At 64.7% G+C, this 21,825-nt stretch carries 19 protein-coding genes; 11 read left to right on the top strand and 8 right to left on the bottom strand.

The window, feature by feature from the left end; genetic code table 11:
- Positions 1 to 41: 41 nt before the first annotated feature.
- Genes H292_RS0100565 through mptB form a run of 3 tightly spaced genes read right to left on the bottom strand, consistent with a single transcriptional unit; the run spans position 42 to position 3,450 of the window.
- Entirely contained in the window at positions 42 to 842 is an 801-nt protein-coding gene (locus tag H292_RS0100565; RefSeq protein ID WP_019666345.1) for an ABC transporter permease, read from the bottom strand.
- Positions 839 to 1,771 carry an ABC transporter ATP-binding protein gene (locus H292_RS0100560; RefSeq protein ID WP_026348004.1) on the bottom strand — a complete coding sequence of 311 codons (933 nt, stop codon included), beginning with the start codon at positions 1,769 to 1,771 and terminating at the stop codon, positions 839 to 841. Before H292_RS0100560 ends, H292_RS0100565 begins: the two co-directional genes overlap by 4 nt.
- A gap of 26 nt (positions 1,772 to 1,797) precedes the next feature.
- The gene (gene mptB, locus H292_RS0100555; protein ID WP_230594255.1) at positions 1,798 to 3,450 is read right to left on the bottom strand and encodes a polyprenol phosphomannose-dependent alpha 1,6 mannosyltransferase MptB; all 1,653 of its coding nucleotides are present in this window, start codon (positions 3,448 to 3,450) and stop codon (positions 1,798 to 1,800) included.
- Between the two features lie 269 nt (positions 3,451 to 3,719).
- Between mptB and H292_RS0100550 the strand changes: the two genes are divergently transcribed.
- Genes H292_RS0100550 through H292_RS0100520 form a run of 7 tightly spaced genes read left to right on the top strand, consistent with a single transcriptional unit; the run spans position 3,720 to position 10,209 of the window.
- Positions 3,720 to 4,544 (top strand): helix-turn-helix transcriptional regulator, encoded by an 825-nt coding sequence (locus H292_RS0100550; RefSeq protein WP_020110109.1) that lies wholly within the window; start codon positions 3,720 to 3,722, stop codon positions 4,542 to 4,544.
- Positions 4,545 to 4,579: 35 nt separating this feature from the next.
- The gene (gene sufB, locus H292_RS0100545; protein WP_441347086.1) at positions 4,580 to 5,986 is read left to right on the top strand and encodes a Fe-S cluster assembly protein SufB; all 1,407 of its coding nucleotides are present in this window, start codon (positions 4,580 to 4,582) and stop codon (positions 5,984 to 5,986) included.
- Positions 5,987 to 7,204 carry a Fe-S cluster assembly protein SufD gene (gene sufD / locus H292_RS0100540; RefSeq protein ID WP_020110108.1) on the top strand — a complete coding sequence of 406 codons (1,218 nt, stop codon included), beginning with the start codon at positions 5,987 to 5,989 and terminating at the stop codon, positions 7,202 to 7,204.
- 29 nt (positions 7,205 to 7,233) lie between these two features.
- Positions 7,234 to 8,010 (top strand): Fe-S cluster assembly ATPase SufC, encoded by a 777-nt coding sequence (gene sufC / locus H292_RS0100535; RefSeq protein ID WP_020110107.1) that lies wholly within the window; start codon positions 7,234 to 7,236, stop codon positions 8,008 to 8,010.
- 2 nt (positions 8,011 to 8,012) lie between these two features.
- Positions 8,013 to 9,317 (top strand): cysteine desulfurase, encoded by a 1,305-nt coding sequence (locus tag H292_RS0100530; protein ID WP_020110106.1) that lies wholly within the window; start codon positions 8,013 to 8,015, stop codon positions 9,315 to 9,317.
- Entirely contained in the window at positions 9,317 to 9,808 is a 492-nt protein-coding gene (sufU, locus tag H292_RS0100525; protein ID WP_020110105.1) for a Fe-S cluster assembly sulfur transfer protein SufU, read from the top strand. Before H292_RS0100530 ends, sufU begins: the two co-directional genes overlap by 1 nt.
- An 11-nt stretch (positions 9,809 to 9,819) precedes the next feature.
- Positions 9,820 to 10,209, top strand: coding sequence for a metal-sulfur cluster assembly factor (locus tag H292_RS0100520; protein ID WP_019666336.1), 390 nt, complete (start codon positions 9,820 to 9,822; stop codon positions 10,207 to 10,209).
- 87 nt (positions 10,210 to 10,296) lie between these two features.
- On the opposite strand, the gene ku is transcribed toward H292_RS0100520, so the two are convergent.
- Genes ku through H292_RS0100505 form a run of 3 tightly spaced genes read right to left on the bottom strand, consistent with a single transcriptional unit; the run spans position 10,297 to position 13,195 of the window.
- A complete protein-coding gene (ku, locus tag H292_RS0100515) occupies positions 10,297 to 11,238 on the bottom strand; it encodes a non-homologous end joining protein Ku (protein ID WP_020110104.1) in 942 nt (313 codons plus the stop codon).
- 53 nt (positions 11,239 to 11,291) lie between these two features.
- Positions 11,292 to 12,410 (bottom strand): lycopene cyclase family protein, encoded by a 1,119-nt coding sequence (locus H292_RS0100510; RefSeq protein ID WP_020110103.1) that lies wholly within the window; start codon positions 12,408 to 12,410, stop codon positions 11,292 to 11,294.
- Positions 12,407 to 13,195 (bottom strand): SDR family oxidoreductase, encoded by a 789-nt coding sequence (locus tag H292_RS0100505; RefSeq protein ID WP_019666333.1) that lies wholly within the window; start codon positions 13,193 to 13,195, stop codon positions 12,407 to 12,409. The genes H292_RS0100510 and H292_RS0100505 overlap by 4 nt, the downstream gene beginning before the upstream one ends.
- Before the next feature lie 166 nt (positions 13,196 to 13,361).
- On the opposite strand from H292_RS0100505, the gene H292_RS0100500 reads away from it, so the two are divergent.
- Positions 13,362 to 14,993, top strand: a complete 1,632-nt coding sequence (locus H292_RS0100500) for an ABC-F family ATP-binding cassette domain-containing protein (protein WP_019666332.1) — start codon at positions 13,362 to 13,364, stop codon at positions 14,991 to 14,993.
- 105 nt (positions 14,994 to 15,098) lie between these two features.
- Positions 15,099 to 15,344, top strand: coding sequence for a helix-turn-helix domain-containing protein (locus H292_RS28495; RefSeq protein WP_020110102.1), 246 nt, complete (start codon positions 15,099 to 15,101; stop codon positions 15,342 to 15,344).
- A gap of 16 nt (positions 15,345 to 15,360) precedes the next feature.
- On the opposite strand, the gene H292_RS0100490 is transcribed toward H292_RS28495, so the two are convergent.
- Positions 15,361 to 15,936, bottom strand: a complete 576-nt coding sequence (locus H292_RS0100490) for a TetR/AcrR family transcriptional regulator (protein WP_026348001.1) — start codon at positions 15,934 to 15,936, stop codon at positions 15,361 to 15,363.
- A 182-nt stretch (positions 15,937 to 16,118) separates the two neighbouring features.
- A complete protein-coding gene (gene acnA, locus H292_RS0100485; protein ID WP_027498517.1) occupies positions 16,119 to 18,923 on the bottom strand; it encodes an aconitate hydratase AcnA in 2,805 nt (934 codons plus the stop codon).
- Between the two features lie 391 nt (positions 18,924 to 19,314).
- Here acnA and H292_RS0100480 point away from each other — a divergent pair, with 391 nt between their 5' ends.
- The gene (locus H292_RS0100480; RefSeq protein WP_020110100.1) at positions 19,315 to 19,848 is read left to right on the top strand and encodes an Rv1476 family membrane protein; all 534 of its coding nucleotides are present in this window, start codon (positions 19,315 to 19,317) and stop codon (positions 19,846 to 19,848) included.
- A 392-nt stretch (positions 19,849 to 20,240) separates the two neighbouring features.
- Positions 20,241 to 21,731: an NlpC/P60 family protein gene (locus H292_RS0100475; RefSeq protein ID WP_020110099.1), complete on the top strand. Its 1,491-nt coding sequence runs from the start codon at positions 20,241 to 20,243 to the stop codon at positions 21,729 to 21,731.
- Positions 21,732 to 21,825 lie beyond the last annotated feature (94 nt).

The following is a 21,825-nucleotide window of genomic DNA, read 5'->3' as shown; positions in this document are numbered from 1 at the left end:
GGCGATCAACTACACGCTGTCGTTGACCCCGGCGGTGTCGGTCAGGTGAAGCGGAACGAGCGGCTCGCGAGCACGCCGCACAGTCCTGCCCAGCCGAGAAGAACGGCAATTCCGAACCAGTCGACGGAACCGGTGACCGCCTGACCGAGTGCCTCTGCCAGCGCACCCGACGGCACCAGTCGAGCGATCGTGTGCAGGGTGGTCGGCAGATCGTCGGCCAGTACGACGAGAGACCCGATACCCAGCATCACGAACCAGAGGATGTTCGCGAGGGCCAGGACGATCTCGGCCTTGAGGGTGCCGCCGAGCAGCAGACCCATGGTGGCGAACGTCGTCGTACCCAGCGCGATCACGACTGCGCCGAGCAGCAGGCCGGTGACCTCCGGCCGCCAGCCGAGGGCCAGTCCGATTCCGCCGAGAACCACGGACTGCAGAATCACCACGAGCAGAACGGCGATGGACTTCCCGGCGATGATTCCCCACTTGGGCAGTGGGGTCGCGCCCAACCGTTTGAGTGCGCCGTAGCGGCGATCGAATCCGACGGCGATGGCCTGGCCGGTGAACGCCGTGGACATCACCGCGACCATCATCACCGCGGGCACGACCTGATTCACGGGGTCGTCGCCCATGGCGCCCAGTGGCAGCAGCGTGAGGCCGATCAACAGGGTGATCGGAATGAACATCGTCAGCAGCAGTTGTTCGCCGTTGCGCAGCAGCAACTTCAGCTCGAGCATCGACTGGGCGGACAACATCGTGACCGGAGAGCTGGGCTCGGGTTTCGGTGCGAACAGGCCGTCGGCGAACCTGTTGCTCGCGAGCCGCACGTCTTTGCGAGCCGTCATTTCCTGAGCTCCCTGCCGGTCAATTCGAGGAAGACGTCTTCCAGCCTTCGCTGGTCCACCTGCAGTTCCGTCGCCAGTACGTTCTGTTCGGCGCACCACGACGTCACCGTCACCAGTATGGACGGTTCGATCACGCCCTCGATCGCGTACGACCCGGCACTTTCCTCGACCGGGTGATAGCCGGCCGGAAGGGCCGCGTCGAGCAGCGACAACTCGAGTCCGGCGGGCGCACTGAATCGCAGTCGTCCCTCCGCCCCCTGCTTCGTCAGTTCCGATGCCGTCCCGGACGCGACGATCTTGCCGTTGTCGATGATGACGAGTTCGTCGGCGAGCTGCTCCGCCTCGTCCATCAGATGTGTGGTCAACAAGACGCTGACCCCGTCACGGCGTAATGCATCGACGAGCTCCCAGACGAGCAGCCGAGCCTGCGCGTCGAGCCCGGCCGTCGGCTCGTCGAGAAACACCAGTTCCGGCCGGCCGACGATGGCGCACGCCAACGCCAGACGTTGCTGCTGACCGCCGGACAGCCGCCGGTACGGGGTTCTCGTCGCCTGTGTGAGGCCAAGGCAGTCCAGCAGCCAGTCGGGGTCCAGCGGATCGTTGGAGTACGAGGCGACGAGCTTCAACATCTCGCCCGCTTTCGAACCCGGGTAGGCGCCGCCTCCCTGCAGCATCACGCCGATGCGGGGCCGCAGCTGCGCGGACTGGGTGATCGGATCGAGGCCGAGCACACGCACCGAGCCGGACTCGGGGGCGACGAAGCCCTCGCACATCTCCACCGTCGTCGTCTTGCCCGCACCGTTGGGTCCGAGGAGGGCGAGTACCTGGGCGCGCTCGACGGTGAAGCCGAGCCCGTCCACGGCAACGGTGCCGTCGTACGTCTTGGTCACGTCTGTCAGCTGCACTGCGGGCTGCGTCGAGTTCGACACCCCGCTTCTCGTCTGCGCACCGGCGATCACGAGGAACCAGCGTATTCCCCGACCGGCCGACCGGGTTCCGGTGGTCCGGTCTCGCCTCGCCACGGCAATCGTGATCGGGTGAGCAGGAACAGGATGCCGATGGTCAGGATGGTCATCAGCGCAGCCTGAACGATCTGGAACGGAAGGTACTCACTGCCGTTCGGCATCAGAATGACACTGACGATCGACGAGAAGACGATGGCGGGACCGCGGAACGCCCGCGTCGTCGCCCACGCGGCGAGGGGAGTGACCGCCCACAGCAGGTACCAGGGTTGAACGACCGGAAACAGCAGCACGAGCGCGCCGAGCGAGACACCGAGGGCGCCGACCGGATGCAGGCGTCCCTTCAACACGGCAACGAGCATTCGCAGTGCGATGAAGCCGGCGACGAGGGCGGCGATCGGTCTCGTGAGGCTGAGCACCGCGGTGGTGTGATCACCGAGCCCCAGAAGTACGCCGACGAACCCGGTGCCCAGGCCGAGGATGGTGGGAATGGACATCCAACTCCGCACGACCCCCGCGGTGCCGAGGGTGTGCACCCAGCCGAATCCGAGACCACTGACGGCGCTGACACCGACGATGATGACGATGCTCACCGCTCCGAGCAGAGCGGCAGCCGCCGCGACCGCCCGAAAACTGCCTCCCCATCTGCGGGCGAGGGCCATGCCCACGAATCCCAGCGCGATGAGAGAGGGAATCTTCACCGTCGAGGACAGTGCGATCAGAGCGGCGCCGGACAACAACAGGAGCAGAGATGTCTTCTTCAGTGGATCCGCGGATTCGATGGCGCGCAATGCGAGCTCGGTACCCGCCAGCATCAAACCGATCATCAGCGCTTCGTTGTGGATACCGGCCACCAGGTGGAAGAGCAGGAGAGGGTTCGCGGCGCCCAGCCATAGAGCGCTCACCGCAGCCACACCGCATCGTTTCGCGAGCCTGGGCAATGCCCACACGATCAGCGCGACACCGGCGATCGCCAGTAGGCGGTGCAGGAAGATCCCGGCCACGATGTTCTCACCGGTCAACCACGTGATCCCGCGGCCCATCCAGAGAAACAGCGGACCGTACGGCGCAGGCGTCTCGCGCCAGATGTTGGGGACCGTTCTGGTGAGAACGTTGTCCACGCCCAGGGCACCGGCAGGGCCGATCTCGTAGGGGTCGAGGCCTCGAGCAGTGATCTCGCTCTGCGCGAGATACGAATAGACGTCGCGGCTGAACATCGGCGGAGCGACACACAACGGAAGAATCCACAGCAGCAGAGTTCTGTCCAACTGCGACCGCGTCAGGCGCCGCGGAGCTGTGCCCCCTCGCAGGCGCCCCACGGCGAATCGGCCGAGCAACAACCACGCCAACACCACCATCACCGTGCCGGTCATCGTCACCGTCAGTGCAGTGGTGGCCATTCGCGACGGCAGGCTGAGAATCCGAACGCCGACAACCGGGTTCTGCAGTACCGGCTGAGCACCCGCGCCGAGAGCACCCACGGCCATCAGAATCGCGCCGGCAGCGCCGAACCTGCGAATACTCCGGAGCTGTCCGGTCTCGGTGGAATTCAGGCCAGGTGACTCGGCCTCGTCCCCGTGAAGGATCGACACACTCGACTCGCGCTGATCGGCGTCCAGTCCGACCAGGCGACGCAGTGGCCGCACGACGCGTCGCTCGACACCGGATACCGGAGGCACGACGTCGACGGAAGAGGCCGCGGACTTCGGTTCGATGTTCTGCTCGTCAGCGGGCGGTGGCACCAAAAGAGCGTAGCGGTGCCCCGCGGCCGAGATGCACGCCACTGGCTCGAGGTCGGCCTCTCGGATGACCGCCCCCAACACGAGCACACCGCGCGATATTCCCTGGTGACGCCACCGGGTGAAGAAGGGCACCCTTGCTGGACCAGTGCAATCAATTCCGTCACACTGGTGTTGTGAAAACCACGACTACCGCGGCGCGCGCAGGCGAAAGCGCCGGTAACGGCACACTCGCCCCTGCTCAGACGCCCGCCGGTGGTGTCGGGGCTTCCGGTGTCGGCCACGACGGTCACACCCGAAGCGCTGTGGTGACCCTACTTCTCGAAGAGGGCCCGATCACCGCGTCGGACATCGGCACCAGGCTCGGTCTGAGCGCGGCCGGTGTTCGTCGTCACCTCGAAGCCCTGATCGACAACGGAGAAGCTCGGGTCGCACCCGCCGCTTCCCTCCGGCAACGAGGCCGAGGCCGCCCCGCCAAGCACTTCCAGTTGACGGCGGCCGGGCGGAACAAGCTGGGCCACACCTACGACGACTTGGCCGGTGCCGCGATGCGGCAGCTGCGCAAGATCGGCGGAGACGCAGCGATCGAAACTTTCGCGCGCCAGCGAGTCGACGCGATCGTCGCGGACCTCGAACCGATCAGCGGCGACGAGCCGTCGGACATCGAGGAGGCCGCAGATCGCATCGCCGACGCGTTCACCGCTGCCGGATTCGCCGCATCGACGCGGGTCGTGGGCAACGGCGTGCAGATCTGCCAGCACCACTGCCCGGTGTCGCACGTGGCATCCGAATTTCCCGAGTTGTGCCACGCCGAGCGCGAGGCCTTCGCCGAGCTGCTCGGTACTCACGTGCAGCGTCTGGCCACCATCGCCAACGGTGACTGCGCCTGCACCACGCACGTACCCCTGACCAATCCAGTCGACCTGTCCACCCCCTCCACCCCGTCCGGTGCTCAGCCCAGCACCGGAAATCGCACAAGCCTCCGGAAGGAGCTCGCATGACCGTCACACCAGATCAGGTGACACCAGCAGTGCCGATGACTCAGGACGAGACCATTGCCTCGCTCGGCAACTACGGCTACGGCTGGTCGGACTCGGACGTCGCAGGCGCGAGCGCGCAGCGAGGCCTGTCCGAGGCCGTAGTGCGGGACATCTCCGCGAAGAAGAGCGAGCCGGAGTGGATGCTGGAGGCTCGGTTGAAGGCGCTCAAGACCTTCGACCGCAAGCCCATGCCCAACTGGGGTTCCGACCTCGACGGCATCGACTTCGACAACATCAAGTACTTCGTGCGTTCGTCCGAGAAGCAGGCAGCCACGTGGGACGACCTGCCCGAGGACATCAAGAACACGTACGACAAGCTCGGCATCCCCGAGGCAGAGAAGCAGCGCCTCGTGTCCGGTGTCGCAGCGCAGTACGAGTCCGAGGTCGTGTACCACTCGATTCGTGAAGATCTCGAGGCTCAGGGCGTGCTGTTCCTCGACACCGACACGGCATTGAAGGAGCAGCCCGAGCTGTTCCGTGAGTACTTCGGCACCGTGATTCCTGCCGGTGACAACAAGTTCTCCGCGTTGAACACCGCAGTGTGGTCCGGCGGATCGTTCATCTACGTGCCGCCCGGCGTGCACGTCGACATCCCGCTGCAGGCCTACTTCCGCATCAACACCGAGAACATGGGGCAGTTCGAGCGGACGCTGATCATCGTCGACGAGGGCGCGTACGTGCACTACGTCGAGGGATGCACGGCGCCGATCTACAAGTCGGACTCCCTGCACTCGGCGGTCGTGGAGATCATCGTGAAGAAGGGTGGCCGTTGCCGCTACACGACCATTCAGAACTGGTCCAACAACGTGTACAACCTGGTCACCAAGCGCGCCAAGGCAGAAGCAGGTGCGACGATGGAGTGGATCGACGGCAACATCGGCTCCAAGGTCACCATGAAGTACCCGGCCGTGTGGATGACCGGCGAGTACGCCAAGGGTGAGGTTCTGTCGGTCGCGTTCGCCGGACCGGACCAGCATCAGGACACCGGTTCCAAGATGCTGCACCTCGCGCCGCACACGTCGTCGAACATCGTCAGCAAGTCGGTGGCTCGCGGTGGCGGACGTACCTCCTACCGCGGTCTGATCCAGATCAACAAGGGTGCGCACGGCTCGCGTTCGACGGTGAAGTGCGACGCGCTGCTGGTCGATACGATCTCGCGCTCGGACACCTACCCGTACGTCGACATCCGTGAAGACGACGTGTCGATGGGCCACGAGGCGACGGTGTCGAAAGTCAGTGACGACCAGCTCTTCTACCTGATGAGTCGCGGTCTCACCGAAGACGAGGCCATGGCGATGGTGGTCCGCGGCTTCGTGGAGCCGATCGCCCGCGAACTACCCATGGAATACGCGCTCGAGCTCAACCGGCTCATCGAGCTTCAGATGGAAGGATCGGTCGGTTAAGTGAGCAACCCAGCGGTACCCGCGAACGGTGTGATCGACGCAGTGACGTCGGAGAACCCGGCTCGCGAAGACAAGTCCAAGCTGGTCGCCAACAAGGGCGCCCAGTTCACCTCCTACGACGTGAACGCGTTCGAGGTTCCGTCCGGTCGTGACGAGCTGTGGCGGTTCACGCCGCTGCGACGCCTCCGTGGGCTCCACGACGGCTCGGCGGTGTCCACGGCAGGCGCGAACATCGCGGTGTCCGACGCGGCCGGCGTGACCGTCGAGACCGTAGCCCGCGACGACGCTCGGATCGGTGTGGCCGGTGTGCCCGCCGATCGCATTGCAGCGCAGGCGTACTCGTCGTTCTCCGACGCGACGGTCGTGACCGTCGCCTCGGAGAACGAGGTCGCCGAGCCCATCGAGATCACCGTCACCGGCCCCGGTGCCGACGCGATCGCCTACGGGCATTTGCAGATCCGGCTCGAGAAGTTCGCCGTCGCGACCGTCGTCATCGATCAGGTCGGTAGTGGAACGTACGCCGAGAACATCGAATTCGTGGTCGACGACAGCGCGAAGCTCACGGTCGTGCTGATCCAGGACTGGGAATCCGACGCAGTGCACGTCGCGGCACACCACGCCCGCCTCGGTCGTGACGCAGTGCTGCGGCACTTCAACGTCAGCCTCGGCGGCGATCTCGTCCGAGTCAGCCCGACGGTGCACTACGACGCTCCGGGCGGCGACGCCGAGCTACTGGGTCTGTACTTCGCCGACGCCGGACAGCATCTCGAGCAGCGGCTGCTGGTGGACCACACCGCGCCGAAGTGCAAGTCCAACGTCCTCTACAAGGGCGCCCTGCAAGGTGAAGCAGGACCGGGGAAAGTCGACGCACACACCGTCTGGATCGGCGACGTCCTCATCCGCGCCGAAGCCGAGGACACCTCGACGTTCGAGTTCAACCGCAACCTCGTGCTCACCGACGGTGCACGCGCCGATTCGGTTCCCAACCTCGAAATCGAGACCGGCGAGATTCTCGGTGCCGGGCACGCAAGCGCCACTGGACGTTTCGACGACGAGCAGCTGTTCTACCTACGCGCTCGCGGAATCTCCGAGGATGCCGCACGACGCTTGATCGTGCGCGGGTTCTTCCACGAGATCATCAATCGCATTCCGGTTCCTGCGGTCCGCGAGCGTCTCGACGCCGCGATCGAGACCGAACTCGCCGTCACCGGCGCCTAGTCATTCAACGAACTTCGTAAGGAAATTTCATGTCCACGCTCGAAATCCGCGACCTCCACGTCAGCGTCGCGAACTCCGATGCCACCGCAGAGCCGATCGACATCCTCAATGGTGTCGACCTCACGGTGCGTTCCGGTGAGACGCACGCCATCATGGGTCCCAACGGATCCGGGAAGTCGACGCTGTCCTACGCCATCGCTGGACACCCCAAGTACACCGTCACGTCGGGAACGATCACTCTCGACGGCGAGGACGTTCTCGAGATGAGCGTCGACGAGCGTGCTCGCGCCGGGCTCTTTCTCGCGATGCAGTACCCCGTCGAGGTTCCCGGCGTCTCGATGTCCAACTTCCTGCGCACCGCGGCAACTGCCGTGCGCGGTGATGCACCCAAGCTCCGCCACTGGGTCAAAGAGGTCAAGACCGCGATGGGCGAACTCGAGATCAAAGAAGAGTTCGCCGAGCGCAGTGTCAACGAAGGATTCTCGGGCGGCGAGAAGAAGCGCCACGAGATCCTGCAGCTCGGCTTGCTCAAGCCCAAGATCGCGATCCTCGACGAGACCGACTCCGGGCTCGACGTCGATGCGCTCCGTGTCGTCTCCGAGGGCGTGAACACGTACAAGGAGCGCGAGGACGGTGGTGTGCTGCTGATCACTCACTACACCCGCATCCTGCGCTACATCAAGCCGGACTTCGTGCACGTGTTCGTCGGCGGCAAGATCGTTCAGTCCGGTGGGGCAGAGCTCGCCGACGAGCTCGAGGCCAACGGTTACGCAGGGTTCACTCAGGCTGCACCGACAGGAGCGTGAAAATGGTCGCGCCGGCTGCTCTGAAAGACAGCGCTTTCGACGTCACGTCGATCCGCGCGGATTTTCCGATCCTGGCGAGGACCGTTCGTGACGACAAACCGTTGGTGTACCTGGATTCCGGCGCTACGTCGCAGCGCCCGGTGCAGGTTCTCGACGCGGAGCGGGACTTCCTCGTCACGTGCAACGCGGCCGTACACCGCGGCGCACACCAACTCGCCGAAGAAGCCACCGATGCGTACGAGGGTGCTCGCGCGCTGATCGCATCCTTCGTCGGTTCCGACGTGGACGAGGTCGTGTTCACGAAGAACGCGACCGAGTCGTTGAATCTGGTGACGCACGTGCTCGGTGACGACCGCTTCGACCGCCGAGTCGGTCCTGGCGACGAGATCGTGATCACCGAGCTCGAGCACCACGCCAACCTCGTTCCATGGCAGGAACTCGCACGACGAACCGGTGCGACACTGCGGTGGTACGGCGTGACCGACGACGGTCGTATCGACCTGGATTCGCTGGAACTGACCGAGCGCGTGAAGGTCGTCGCGTTCACCCACCAGTCCAACGTCACCGGCGCGGTAGCGCCGGTCGAGGAGTTGGTGAGGCGAGCGCGAGCCGTGGGTGCGCTCGTCGTACTCGACGCGTGCCAGTCGGTTCCGCACATGAGCGTCGACTTCCACGCGCTCGACGTGGATTACGCGGCGTTCTCCGGGCACAAGATGCTCGGTCCGTCCGGGGTCGGTGTGTTGTACGGCAAGCGTGAGCTCCTCGATGCCATGCCGCCGTTCATCACCGGCGGCTCGATGATCGAGACCGTGACGATGGAGAAGACGACCTACGCGCCTCCGCCACAGCGGTTCGAGGCGGGCGTGCCGATGACATCGCAGGTCGTCGGACTCGGCGCGGCAGTGCAGTACCTCGAGCGCATCGGAATCGACGCCATTGCTGCACACGAGAAAGCGCTGGTGGCAGCCACATTGGCCGAGTTCGCCGCGATCGACGGTGTGCGCGTGATCGGGCCGACCGAGAACGTGAACCGGGGCTCTGCAGTGTCGTTCGTCGTCGACGGGATCCACGCCCACGACCTGGGGCAGATCCTCGACGACGAGGGCGTTGCCATCAGAGTCGGTCATCACTGCGCTTGGCCACTGCACCGTAGGTTCGGTGTCGCCGCAACCGCACGAGCATCCTTTGCTCTGTACAACACCGTCGACGAGGTCGCTGTGCTGGCCAACGCAATCCGCCGGGCGCAGACGTTCTTCGGGGTGGGAGCGGAGCATGCAGGAGTGACCCGAGAGGCTGGGGGTGCTTGATGCGTATGGAGCAGATGTATCAAGAGGTGATCCTCGATCACTACAAGCATCCGCACGGCCGCGGCCTACGTGAACCGTTCGGTGCCGAGGTGCATCACGTCAATCCGACGTGTGGCGACGAGGTGACACTTCGCGTGCACATCTCCGACGACGGCACCGTTGCCGATGTGTCCTACGACGGGCAGGGATGTTCGATCAGTCAGGCGTCGACGTCCGTGCTGACCGATCAGGTCGTCGGGCAGTCGGTGGGTGACGCGCTGAAGATCGTCGAATCGTTCAACGAGATGGTCGGCAGCCGGGGTACCGTCGAAGGTGACGAAGACGTCATCGGTGACGGAATCGCTTTCGCTGGTGTGTCGAAGTATCCCGCGCGCGTGAAGTGCGCGTTGTTGGGATGGATGGCTTTCAAGGACGCGGTTGTTCGAATAGTGGACGAGAGCCCGACAGTGAACGAGAAGACAGCGGGACCTGCTGAACCCGCACGATCGTAGGGACGACAAGAATGACCGAAACTGACACCACCGTGACAGAGACGACGGAGAGCGCCCAGGCGCCTGCGCCGTTGACCCCCGAGGAGATCAAGGTCCTCGAGGATCTCGAAGAAGCGATGCGTGACGTCGTGGACCCCGAACTGGGCATCAACGTCGTCGACCTGGGTCTCGTGTACGACATCAAGATCGACGACGAGGAAATCGTCACGATCGACATGACGCTGACGTCGGCGGCCTGCCCGCTGACCGATGTCATCGAGGATCAGGCGCGGGGTGCGCTCGTTCGCAGCGGCCTGTGCTCGGACCTGAAGATCAACTGGGTCTGGATGCCGCCGTGGGGCCCGGACAAAATCACCGACGACGGTCGTGAGCAGCTCAGGGCACTCGGCTTCACCGTGTAGCGACAGAGCTCTCAAACACAGAGCTCTCAAACACAGAGCTCTCAAACACAGAGCTCCCACAAACAGAGCTCACGGAGCAGGAGGTACTCAGGCGCCCTTGCGTGCCTGAGTACTTTTGGCGGCAGTCTTCTTGGCTGCCGCCTTTTTTGCGGGTGCCTTCTTGGCTGTGGCTTTCTTGGCCGGCGCTTTCTTTTCGGCCGTCTTCTTCGCGGGTTCCGAGGAACCGCCGGAACTCTTCGCGTTCTTGCCCGCGGCTTCGACACTCCGCTGTAGCGCGGCGACCAGGTCCACCACCTCGGCGTCCTCACCGTCGTCGGACGACGATTCGTCGGTCTGAATCACCTTCTCGCCACCGTTGGCGATCGTGTCGTCGATGAGTTTGCGGAGTTCGATCTGGTAGTCGTCGGTGAACTCGGTCGGATCGAAATCCGACGACATGCTTTCCACCAGCGACGTCGCCATCTTCACTTCCTGTGGGCGCGCGCCGGGGGCGTCTTCGAGCGACGGGAACTCGGCGGCGCGAACCTCGTCGGGCCAGAGCAGGGTCTGAATCACCAGTACGTCGTCGCGTACGCGCAGAGCGGCCAAACGCGTCTTCTGCCGGAGAGTGAAGTGCACGAGCGCTGTTCGCTCGGTTTCCAGCAAAGTCTGGCGCAGCAACACGTAGGCCTTGGGGGACGACGAATCGGGTTCGAGAAAATAACTCTTGTCGAAGAGAATCGGATCGATCTGGTCCGTCGGAACGAACTCGAGCACGGGTATCTCGTGTTTCTCCGCGGCAGGCAATTTGTCGAAGTCCTGGTCGGTGAGAATGACGCGTTCCCCGTCGGGAGAGTCGTAGGCCTTGTCGATGTCCGCGAACTGCACCGAGTTACCGCACTCCGAACACACCCTGTCGTACTTGATGCGGCCGCCGTCCTTCGCGTGCACCTGGTGGAACCTGATGTCGTGTGTCTCGGTCGCCGAGTAGACCTTCACCGGGACGTTGACGAGCCCGAAGGCGATCGATCCCTTCCAAATGGAACGCATGGGGTTCATGATTCACGAGATACGTGCGTCAGTCGACCCCAATGGGCAGAAAACTATCGGCCTGCAACTGTTCGCGCAATGGCAATCCTGGCCGCGGTGGGCAGCGTCGGAAACATGCGGGTCATCGCCAGTGCGGTGCCCTTCGGATCTGCCCGACCGGACAGGTAGGCGCGCTGCAGCGGAACCGGCAGATCGAAGAAGCTCGCGAAGAAGTGTGGAACGAGCTCCGGTTCGAGTCCGAGGGCGGTTCGAAGTCCGAGGTTGCGCAGCTTCTGTACCGCCCAGATCGACAGCGAGCCCATTCGCTCACCTCGCCCGATGAAGTCGACCACCTCGTCTGCGGCGCTGAGCGAAGCCGCGACGCTGTAGCCGGTGGCAGGATGCATCATCGACGACCTGGCTCCGAAACGAACCACTCCACGTTCAGCGCCGTTCCTCGGTGGCGGCTGGACGGGAAATCGGACCCGCTCGACCGGCTCGGCGCCCGAGACGATCACCCCTCTGTTCCGCAGCCGAGTCCTCAGGCGCTCCGCGAGGACAGCGAAGCTCAGTGCCGGCCTTCCCACCAGGCAGGTCTCCTCGAGCAATACGGTCTCGGCGTCGAGTGACACCGCGTAGAGAAAGCTGGGGACATCGGTCGGTGCCGCACCGTTGTCGCGGCGCCAGTCCATGAACCATGCGTCGACGCCGTCGAGCGCGGGCGATGCGACATCTCTCGGCACCATGATGCCGAACGCTGTCTGTTCGGCGAGGCCCACCTCGCCGATCGTTCCACGAGCGTCGACGACCGTTCCGGCGCGTAATACCGTGCCGTCGGCGAGGGTCGCCGCATTCGCGCTGACGGACTCGGCGTGTGCCTGCACCTCCTGCACGCCGTCGGACCGGAGACTGCGCTGCAGCGCAGGCGTGTCGAGTACGCAATACGGCCGCTCGATCGACAGGCGAGCCGTGGTGAACACGGTGGGGCTCGACGTTCTGGTGGCCACGACGTCGGGGGACAGCCACCCTGGAAGCTCGTCCGACCACGCGGAGTAGGTCGGCGTCCACGCCCTCTCGGGATGGGGGTCCACAGCGATCACCGTCATGCCCGCCGCAGATGCTCGCGTACTCAGCGCACGACCGGCCGGCCCGAGTCCGATCACCACGACATCGGCGGAACGAGAGGCGTTCACAGCCCTCCGGTGGCCAGGAGACCTCCGTCGATCCGCACGGTCTCGCCGGTGATCCACGACGATTCGTCCGATACGAGAAACGCGACCAACGACGCCACGTCCTCGGGGACTCCCAAACGCCTCAGCGGGTACGCGGCCGACGCGGTGTCCTCGCCGCCGGCGACCAGTGCTTCGGCGAATTTCGTCTTCACCACGCCGGGGGCGACCGCATTGACGCGAATTGTCGGTCCCAGCTGCCAGGCAAGTTCCTCGGTCAACCTGATCAGTGCGGCCTTCGACGCCCCGTACGCCGCGATGACACCGGTCGACCGGATACCGGCGACACTGGCGAGGTTGACGACGGCGCCGCCGTGCTCCTTCATCCAGGCTCGGTACGCCTCCTGCACGAACCCGAGAGTCGCGACGACGTTGGTGTCGAAGATCTTCTTGACGCCTGCGAGGTCCGCTTCCATCAACGACCCGTACACCGGATTGATGCCGGTGTTGTTGACCAGAATGTCCAAGGACCCGAGTTCGGCGACGGTCCGATCGACTGCGTCTCGACGGGAATCCGCGTCACCTGCGTTACCGGCGATGGTCAGCACCTTCGCGCCATCGGGTGCCGCGGCCTGCAGTTCGCCGGCGGCGTCGGCGAGCGGTTCCGGTTTGCGGGCGGTGATCGCAACGTTCGCACCGCGCCCGAGCAACTCGGCGGCGATTGCCTTGCCGATTCCCCGGCTGGCGCCGGTCACCAGAGCGGTTCTTCCGGTCAGATCCTTGCGTGGTGCAGTGTTCGCGGCTGTCATGGGCGAGACGTTACCGGTGTCACTGTCGCGGGTGGTCGGAGCACGCCGTTCGACGGTCTAAAATGAGTGGTTGCTCTGTCTTCGAGTCCTCGCCGTGCACATGGTGCGGGGGAACAACCGATCGACTTGCATGCCCTGTTGTCTTCCCAGTCCAAGGAGCCCACGCGTGATCACCGCCACCGACCTCGAAGTTCGTGCCGGTGTCCGCACGTTGCTCTCGGCGCCAGGACCAGCCCTTCGCGTACAGGCCGGCGACAGGATCGGGCTCGTCGGTCGTAACGGTGCAGGCAAGACCACGACCTTGCGCATCCTGGCCGGCGAGGGCGAGCCGTACGCGGGCTCCGTCGTACGTACCGGTGAGCTGGGCTATCTACCGCAGGACCCGAAAGAGGGAGACCTCGACGTTCTCGCGAAGGATCGAGTGCTGTCCGCGCGCGGACTCGACACGCTGCTGCACAAGATGGAGAAGCAGCAGGCGTTGATGGCCGAGACGGCCGACGAGGATCGCCTGGACCGCGCGGTACGCAAGTACGGCGAGCTCGAGGAACGATTCGCTTCGCTCGGCGGCTACGAGGCCGAGAGCGAAGCTGCCCGAATCTCCAACAGCCTGGGGTTGCCGGATCGCATCCTCGGCCAACCGCTCCGCACGCTGTCCGGAGGACAGCGCCGTCGCGTGGAGCTCGCCCGCATTCTGTTCGCCGCGTCGGACGGTAGCGGCGGCCGCTCCACCACCACACTTCTGCTCGACGAGCCCACAAACCACCTCGACGCCGATTCGATCACGTGGCTCCGCGGTTTTCTGCAGAACCACGAGGGCGGGCTGATCGTGATCAGTCACGACGTGGAACTGCTCGGCGACGTGGTCAACCGTGTGTGGTTCCTCGACGCGGTGCGCGGCGAAGCGGACATCTACAACATGAACTGGAAGAAGTACCTCGACGCGAGGGCAACGGACGAACAGCGTCGTCGTCGCGAACGTGCCAATGCGGAGAAGAAGGCGGGTGCCCTACGCGTACAGGCCGCCAAGATGGGCGCGAAAGCCACCAAAGCCGTTGCAGCGCAGAACATGGCGAAGCGCGCTGACAAACTGTTGGCCAATCTGGACGCCGAGCGGGTATCGGACAAGGTTGCGCACATTCGCTTCCCGGAGCCCGCGCCCTGCGGAAAGACTCCGCTGATGGCCAAGAACCTCACGAAGATGTACGGATCCCTCGAAATCTTCGCCGGCGTCGATCTCGCCATCGACCGAGGAAGCCGTGTGGTGGTACTCGGGCTGAACGGCGCAGGCAAGACAACTCTTCTCCGTATCCTCGCCGGCACGGAGAAAGCCGACACGGGCGACATCGAACCGGGCCACGGCATGCGCGTCGGATATTTCGCTCAGGAACACGACACCCTCGACGACAACGCGTCGGTGTGGGAGAACATTCGGCACGCGGCTCCGGACACGGGCGAGCAGGAACTTCGTTCGCTGCTCGGTGCGTTCATGTTCACCGGCCCTCAACTCGAGCAGCCCGCGGGGACTCTGTCCGGCGGTGAGAAGACCCGTCTGGCACTGGCCGGTCTGGTCTCGTCGGCGGCGAACGTACTTCTGTTGGACGAGCCCACCAACAACCTCGATCCGATCTCGCGCGAGCAGGTGCTCGACGCCTTGCGGAGTTACAAGGGTGCCGTCGTGCTCGTCACGCACGATCCGGGTGCTGCCGAAGCGCTGTCACCGGAACGCGTCATTCTTCTTCCCGACGGCACCGAGGATCACTGGTCACAGGAGTACCTGGAGCTGATTCAGCTCGCGTGATCGAGTTCGACGCGTTCGGCCATGCCGGGCGTCCTCTGTCCTCTACCCTGAATCCGCGGGGGAATTTCGGTGAGCGAGCACATTCGTGGCTGACTGGAGGATCCCATGGCCAAGGAACGAGCCCGAAAGTCCACGTACGTGAAAGGTGCTCGTATAACCGGGGATTCGCGTGATCGATTGCAGTCCTCGCTGAAGGAGCAATACGAGGCCGGGGCGAGTATTCGATCTCTGGCCGTGCGAACGGGCAGATCGTACGGGTTCGTGCACAAGGTGCTGGGGGAGTCCGGCACCGTCCTCAGATCACGCGGCGGGCCCAACCGAAAACCCGCAGTGCGTCGTCTCCCGGGGTGAGTCGGGTAGCACTCGATCAGCCGGCGGTGTCGGGCTTACGAACGGATTCCTCGACGAGGTCGAGCACCGCAGCAAGATTGTGACCGTCCTGACCGGATGCGATTCGCGCGACCAGGCCGTCGAGCACCAGATCGAGGTACTCGACCATGACGTCCGGCGCGACGTCGTCCCGTAGGCGGCCGGCTGTCTTCTGCCGCTCCAAGCGGGCGAGCGTGGCGTCCGTCAGTTCGGCGGACTGTTGAGACCAGCTGTTCCTGAACTCGGGATCGGTGCGCAGGCGTCGGGCGATCTCGAGCCTCGTTCCCAGCCATTCGAATCGATCCGGCTCCTCCAGAATGTCGCGCATGACCTGGACCAGACCTTGGCCGGCGGCGACCTCGGCCATACGGCGAGCGTCTTCCCGCGCGAGAGCCAGGAACAGACCGTCCTTGTCCTTGAAGTGATGGAAGATCGCGCCGCGGGAGAGGCCGGTGGCCTCTTCGAGACGTCGAACGGTGGCACCTTCGTAGCCGAACTCACCGAAGCACCTGCGTGCGCCGTCGAGAATCTCGCTGCGCCGCGCGGCCAACTGGTCTTCACTGACCTTGGGCACGTGCACGCCTCCTTCGTCGGACTGCCGGTGCGCACGGACGGTGCGCACGGGGGACCTGCTGGCAAGCGCAGAACGCGCACGAGCACCGCAGTCGCCGGGCATGAGCCCGACGCGTGGTGGTCGTGCGCGTTCTGCTGTCCTGGTCGGTGATGGAACCTCCAGGGATCGAAATCCAGTGGCGTCTAGCCGCGGATCATGTTGCGCAGCACGTACTGCAGGATGCCACCGTTGCGGTAGTAGTCCGCCTCGCCGGGGGTATCGATGCGCACCACTGCGTCGAACTCGACCTTGGTTCCGTCGGTCTTGGTGGCTGTGACAGCCATGGTCTTCGGCGTCACGCCCTCGTTCAGCTTCTCGACGCCGACGATGTCGAACGTCTCGGTACCGTCGAGCTTCAGCGACTTCGCGCTTTCGCCTGCCGGGAACTGCAGCGGAACGACGCCCATACCGATGAGGTTGGAACGGTGGATTCGCTCGAACGACTCGGTGATCACGGCCTTGACACCGAGAAGCGAGGTGCCCTTGGCAGCCCAGTCACGCGACGAGCCCGAACCGTACTCCTTGCCGCCGAGGACGACGAGAGGAATGCCTGCAGCCTGGTAGTTCTGCGACGCGTCGTAGATGAACGCCTGCGGACCGTCTTCCTGCGTGAAGTCGCGGGTGTATCCGCCCGAGACGTCGTCGAGGAGCTGGTTCTTCAGGCGGATGTTCGCGAAGGTTCCGCGAATCATGACCTCGTGGTTACCGCGGCGCGATCCGAGCGAGTTGTAGTCCTTGCGCTCGACGCCGTGGGAGTCGAGGTACTGGGCTGCAGGTGTACCGGCCTTGATGGGACCTGCCGGGCTGATGTGGTCGGTGGTGACCGAGTCGCCGAGCAGTGCGAGGACGCGGGCGCCCTTGATGTCCTTGACCGGAGCCGGCTCCATCTCCATGCCGTCGAAGTACGGCGCCTTGCGAACGTAGGTGGAGTTCGGGTCCCACTCGAAGGTGTCGCCCTCGGGGGTCGACAGGTTCTGCCAGCGGCCGTCCCCGGCAAAGATCGTTTCGTAGGACTTGCTGAACATGTCCCGGCTGATCGCGGACTGGATGGTCTCCTCGATCTCCTGCGAGGACGGCCAGATGTCCTTCAGGTAGACGGGATTGCCCTCGTGGTCGGTGCCGAGCGAATCGGACTCGAAGTCGAAGTCCATGGTGCCCGCGAGGCCGTAGGCGATGACGAGAGGAGGCGACGCGAGGTAGTTCATCTTCACGTCGGGGGAGATGCGACCCTCGAAGTTGCGGTTGCCCGACAGCACAGCAGTGACCGAGAGGTCGTTGTCGTTGATGGCCTTGGAGATCGGCTCGAGCAGCGGGCCGGTGTTACCGATGCACGTGGTGCATCCGTATCCGCCGAGGTAGTACCCGAGCTTCTCGAGGTAGGGCCACAGCCCTGCCTTCTCGTAGTAGTCGGTGACGACCTGCGAACCGGGTGCCATGTTGGTCTTGACCCACGGCTTCGTGGACAGGCCCTTCTCGACGGCGTTGCGCGCGAGCAGTGCGGCGCCGAGCATGACGGACGGGTTCGAGGTGTTGGTGCAGGACGTGATGCCTGCGACGACGACCGCACCGTGATCGAGCACGAATTCGCCTGCTTCGTCGGTGACGACGCGCACGGGCTTGCTCGGGCGTCCCTCGGAGCCGTACGCGGCCGACTGGACGTCGACTGCTCCGTCGTCGGCGAAGGACAGCGTCGCCGGGTCGGACGCGGGGAAAGACTCCTCGATGGCCTCGTCGAGCTGGGTGTGGTCCGTCGGGTAGTTCTCCTCCACGTAGTTGTGGATGTCCTTGCGGAAGGCCACCTTCGAGTCCGACAGGAGGATGCGGTCCTGCGGGCGCTTCGGTCCGGCGATCGACGGAACGACGTCGCTCAGGTTCAGCTCGATGTATTCGGAGTACACCGGCTCCTTGTCCGGATCGTGCCACATGCCCTGTTCCTTGGCGTACGCCTCGACGAGTGCCAACTGCTCGTCGCTGCGGCCGGTGAGGCGCAGGTAGTTGATGGTTTCCTCGTCGATGGGGAAGATCGCCGCGGTGGAACCGAACTCGGGGCTCATGTTGCCCAGGGTCGCGCGGTTCGCCAGCGGAACCTCGGAGACGCCCTTGCCGTAGAACTCGACGAACTTGCCGACCACACCGTGCTTACGGAGCATCTCGGTTGCAGTGAGCACGACGTCGGTAGCGGTCACGCCTGGCTGGATCTCGCCGGAGAGCTTGAAGCCGACGACGCGGGGAATGAGCATGGAGACGGGCTGGCCCAGCATGGCCGCCTCGGCCTCGATGCCGCCGACGCCCCAACCGAGCACGCCGAGGCCGTTGACCATCGTGGTGTGCGAGTCCGTGCCGACACAGGTGTCGGGGTAGGCCTGGCCCTTGCGGGTCATGACGGTGGGGGCGAGGTACTCGATGTTGACCTGGTGGACGATGCCCATGCCGGGGGGGACGACCTTGAAGTCGTCGAACGCGCCCTGGCCCCAGCGAAGGAACTGGTAGCGCTCGCCGTTCCGCTCGTACTCGAGGTCGACGTTGCGCTCGAGCGCGTCGGCGCGACCGAAGACATCGAGGATGACCGAGTGGTCGATGACCATGTCGGCAGGCGAGAGCGGGTTGACCTTGTTCGGGTCGCCGCCGAGAGTGGTCACTGCTTCACGCATGGTTGCGAGGTCGACGACGCAAGGAACGCCGGTGAAGTCCTGCATGATGACGCGGGCGGGGGTGAACTGGATTTCGATGCTCGGGTCGGCCGAGGGGTCCCACGACGCGATCGAACGGATGTGGTCGGCGGTGATGTTGGCACCGTCTTCGGTGCGGAGGAGGTTCTCCGCGAGAACCTTCAGTGCGTAGGGCAACTTCTCGGCGCCAGGGAGGGCTGACAGGCGGAAGATCTCGTAGGAGTTGTCTCCGACTTCGAGGGTGCCCTTTGCACCGAACGAATCATTACTGGCGGTCACTTCAGCTCCACTCGTCTTGAGGCACACCGCCGACGGGGCTGTGTCGACGGTTGAAGCGAGACGCACCTCGCAGGCATGTGCCGCTGGCTTGTTCGTCTCGCGGTCGAGTCTAACAGTACGCTTGTCCTGTTGAAAACGAAGGGCAGCCTACATTGCTGGTCGACGGCCCTCGACAGTCGATCTTCGTCCAGCGAACCTGGCTACGCAATGCAGGGGAACCTCACTCGCAGGCGAGTCTCCCGGTAAGTCGCGAACCCGTCGGCCGGGGCGTCACGTAGTGTTCGTTCGTCGAGCGCGCTCCGATCACCCACAACGTCGGAAACGCTCGTGACCCCGAGTGTGACGGGGCGCTCGACCGTCCCGACGCAGCTAGTGAACTGGAACCTTTCTGATGCCTGTACCCGGTCTTGCCTTCACGCCGATGTCGGCCGACGTACCTCCCGGCGTCGACGTCGACACGATCGTCGCGGAAGTCGCGGCGACCGGCGTCAGTGCACCGGCTTCGATCGAGAGCCGACTCGAGTCCGCAGTGGACCGCGCCGAGGAACACGGCATCGATCTGTCCATCGTCGTGGTGGAGGACAACCCGCGGCACGACTCGCAATTGCGCGATCTCGCCACTGCCGTCGGCGCCGAGGACGGCGGGACAGTCTTGGTGCTGAGTCCGAATCAGGTGGGCTCGTTCAGTGACAGTGTCAGCCGAGTCGTTCTCGAAGCCGGTCAAGACCGCACGTACACCGGTGATCCTGTGGTCGCCGCGGACAACTTCGTCGACACCCTGATCGAGCCGAGTGCACCCTGGACCGCAATCACTGCCGTCATTCTCGTCGTGGTTGCCGGTGCGTCCGCGGCCACCGCCTGGGTCAAGATCAAGCGGCGGCGATCGGCGGCCGACACGCCCTCGTCGACGGCCCCTCAGGCCTGACGGTCACCCTCTCCGAGGGTTGCTCGCGCAGCGCGCGAAAAAGTCGAAAAAAATGTTTCGGGCGAACGCCCGAGTTCAGCGCGTTTTCACAGCTGAAATCACAAATGTGTCATTTGTGACTGGAGTTTCCTTAGTGCTCAAAGTGTCGTACGGTGCCTTTGGCACTGCTGGGGAAGGAGTGTCGCAGAGGGCAGAGGTGTATCCGAGTTGCCTCGGGTGGCCGATGCTTCGGGTGTGACCGGCGTGGTCTGCATCTGACGTGGTGCTGCGTGCTCTCTCCCTGCCCGGCGGAACGACGAGGACATCTGGGGAAGGCTGTCCAGCCGGTCCGTCCGGCGTCGGCTGCTTCCTCGTGAAGCGGTCGCGAGCGCCGGGACCGAGGGAGACTTTTTGTGAGGCGTCGAGCTGATCGCGGCATTCGCCGTGGAGCGTTCTCTGCCACTGCACGACTACTGGTCGGGTCCGGACTGGTGATAGCGCTGCTCGGTGCCGTGTCCGGCACTGCCGCGGCGGTGCCACCACCTCCGCCGAATCCGTCCGACTCGGACATCGCCGCTGCCGGCACACGGGTGGAGCAGCAGCTCGGTGCGGTCGGTGAACTGATCAACCAGGTAGCCGCAGCCAATCAGCAACTTGCTCAGCTCGACGCCGATGTCGCGATCAAACGCGAGGACGTGAACCGGGCGCTCGTCGACCTGCAGAATGCCCGTGATGCTGCCGACGTCGCCGCGCAACTGGTCGGCGTCGCACAGCAGGCACTCGCCGACGCAGGTACACAGATTCAAGCTGCTCAAACCAAGTTCAACGATTTCGCGGTGTCGAGCTACACGCAGGGCACGGGCGTGGCATCGATCTCGTCGTTCCTCGGGTCGACCGGGCCGGACGATGTACTCGACCGAGCGCAGGTCCTCAAGGTGTTGTCGTCCAGCCAGAATGCGGTTCTCGATGGCTTGCAACGTGCACGCACCGAGCAGGCGAACAAGGATTCCGCCGCCCGTGAGTCCAAGCAGGAGGCCGACGCCGCTGCCAGCGACGCGGAGAACAAGAAGGCCGCGGCGGAAGACGCCATTGCCACCGCGCGTGCAGCCCTCGCCGCCCAGGCCGAGCAGAAGACGGCGATCGAGGCTCAACGCGATTCCGCGCAGTCACAACTGGACTCCGCGCGATCCGAGGTCGCAGGATTGGAGGGCCAGCGCGACGCGTACTCCGCATGGGAGCAGCAGAAGGCGGCCGAGGACGCCGCGATCGCGGCAGCTGCAGCCGCCGCGCGCGACGCAGCCGTACAGGCCGCTGCACGCGTCGCCGCGAACCAGGCGGCTGCGGCAGCAGCGGCGGCCGCAGCCGCCGGCCAACGCTCGCACACCGACATCGACGATTCGGACTCAACCCCGTCGCCGTCCACGTCCACGACACCGAAGAAGCCGCGTAGCGGTGGGCAGAGCAATCCATCTCTGACCGGCAGTGCCGCAGTGGAACTGGTCATCGATCGCGGAATGTCGCAGTTGGGTGTGCCCTACTCGTGGGGAGGTGGAGACGAGAACGGGCCGACCAAGGGAATCCGTGACGGAGGTGTCGCCGACAGTTACGGCGACTACAACAAGGTCGGCTTCGACTGCTCCGGGTTGATGATCTACGCGTTCGCCGGTCTGGGGATCTCACTCCCGCACTACACCGGTTACCAGTACACCGCGGGCAAACAGGTTCCGTCCTCGGACATGAAGCGCGGAGACATGCTGTTCTACGGTCCGAACGCGAGCCAGCACGTCGCGCTGTATCTCGGTGACGGAAAGATGCTCGAGGCCCCTCAGTCCGGCAGCGTCGTGAAGGTCTCGCCGGTCCGGTACGACGGTATGACCCCGTACGCAGTGCGCATGGTCTCCTGAATCGGTGTGCATGGTCTCCTGACCGCAGTACCGATAGGCTCGCCCGTGCGCGCCGGTAGCCTGGGGCGGGACCGTCGGCGCATTCCGTCGTCAC

Origin of the sequence: Rhodococcus sp. 114MFTsu3.1 (assembly GCF_000383555.1) — a bacterium.
Classification (GTDB): domain Bacteria; phylum Actinomycetota; class Actinomycetes; order Mycobacteriales; family Mycobacteriaceae; genus Rhodococcoides; species Rhodococcoides fascians_E.
This window is presented reverse-complemented; position numbering and strand designations above follow the sequence as displayed.

Bases quoted from the DNA above. Each gene is read 5' to 3' on its own strand.
- sufC (WP_020110107.1), top strand. From the start codon at position 7,234: ATGTCCACGCTCGAAATCCGCGACCTCCACGTCAGCGTCGCGAACTCC.
- H292_RS0100505 (WP_019666333.1), bottom strand. From the start codon at position 13,195: ATGACAGCCGCGAACACTGCACCACGCAAGGATCTGACCGGAAGAACC.
- sufB (WP_441347086.1), top strand. From the start codon at position 4,580: ATGACTCAGGACGAGACCATTGCCTCGCTCGGCAACTACGGCTACGGC.
- H292_RS0100520 (WP_019666336.1), top strand. From the start codon at position 9,820: ATGACCGAAACTGACACCACCGTGACAGAGACGACGGAGAGCGCCCAG.
- ku (WP_020110104.1), bottom strand. From the start codon at position 11,238: ATGCGTTCCATTTGGAAGGGATCGATCGCCTTCGGGCTCGTCAACGTC.
- sufU (WP_020110105.1), top strand. From the start codon at position 9,317: ATGCGTATGGAGCAGATGTATCAAGAGGTGATCCTCGATCACTACAAG.
- H292_RS0100530 (WP_020110106.1), top strand. From the start codon at position 8,013: ATGGTCGCGCCGGCTGCTCTGAAAGACAGCGCTTTCGACGTCACGTCG.
- H292_RS0100480 (WP_020110100.1), top strand. From the start codon at position 19,315: ATGCCTGTACCCGGTCTTGCCTTCACGCCGATGTCGGCCGACGTACCT.
- H292_RS0100565 (WP_019666345.1), bottom strand. From the start codon at position 842: ATGACGGCTCGCAAAGACGTGCGGCTCGCGAGCAACAGGTTCGCCGAC.
- H292_RS28495 (WP_020110102.1), top strand. From the start codon at position 15,099: ATGGCCAAGGAACGAGCCCGAAAGTCCACGTACGTGAAAGGTGCTCGT.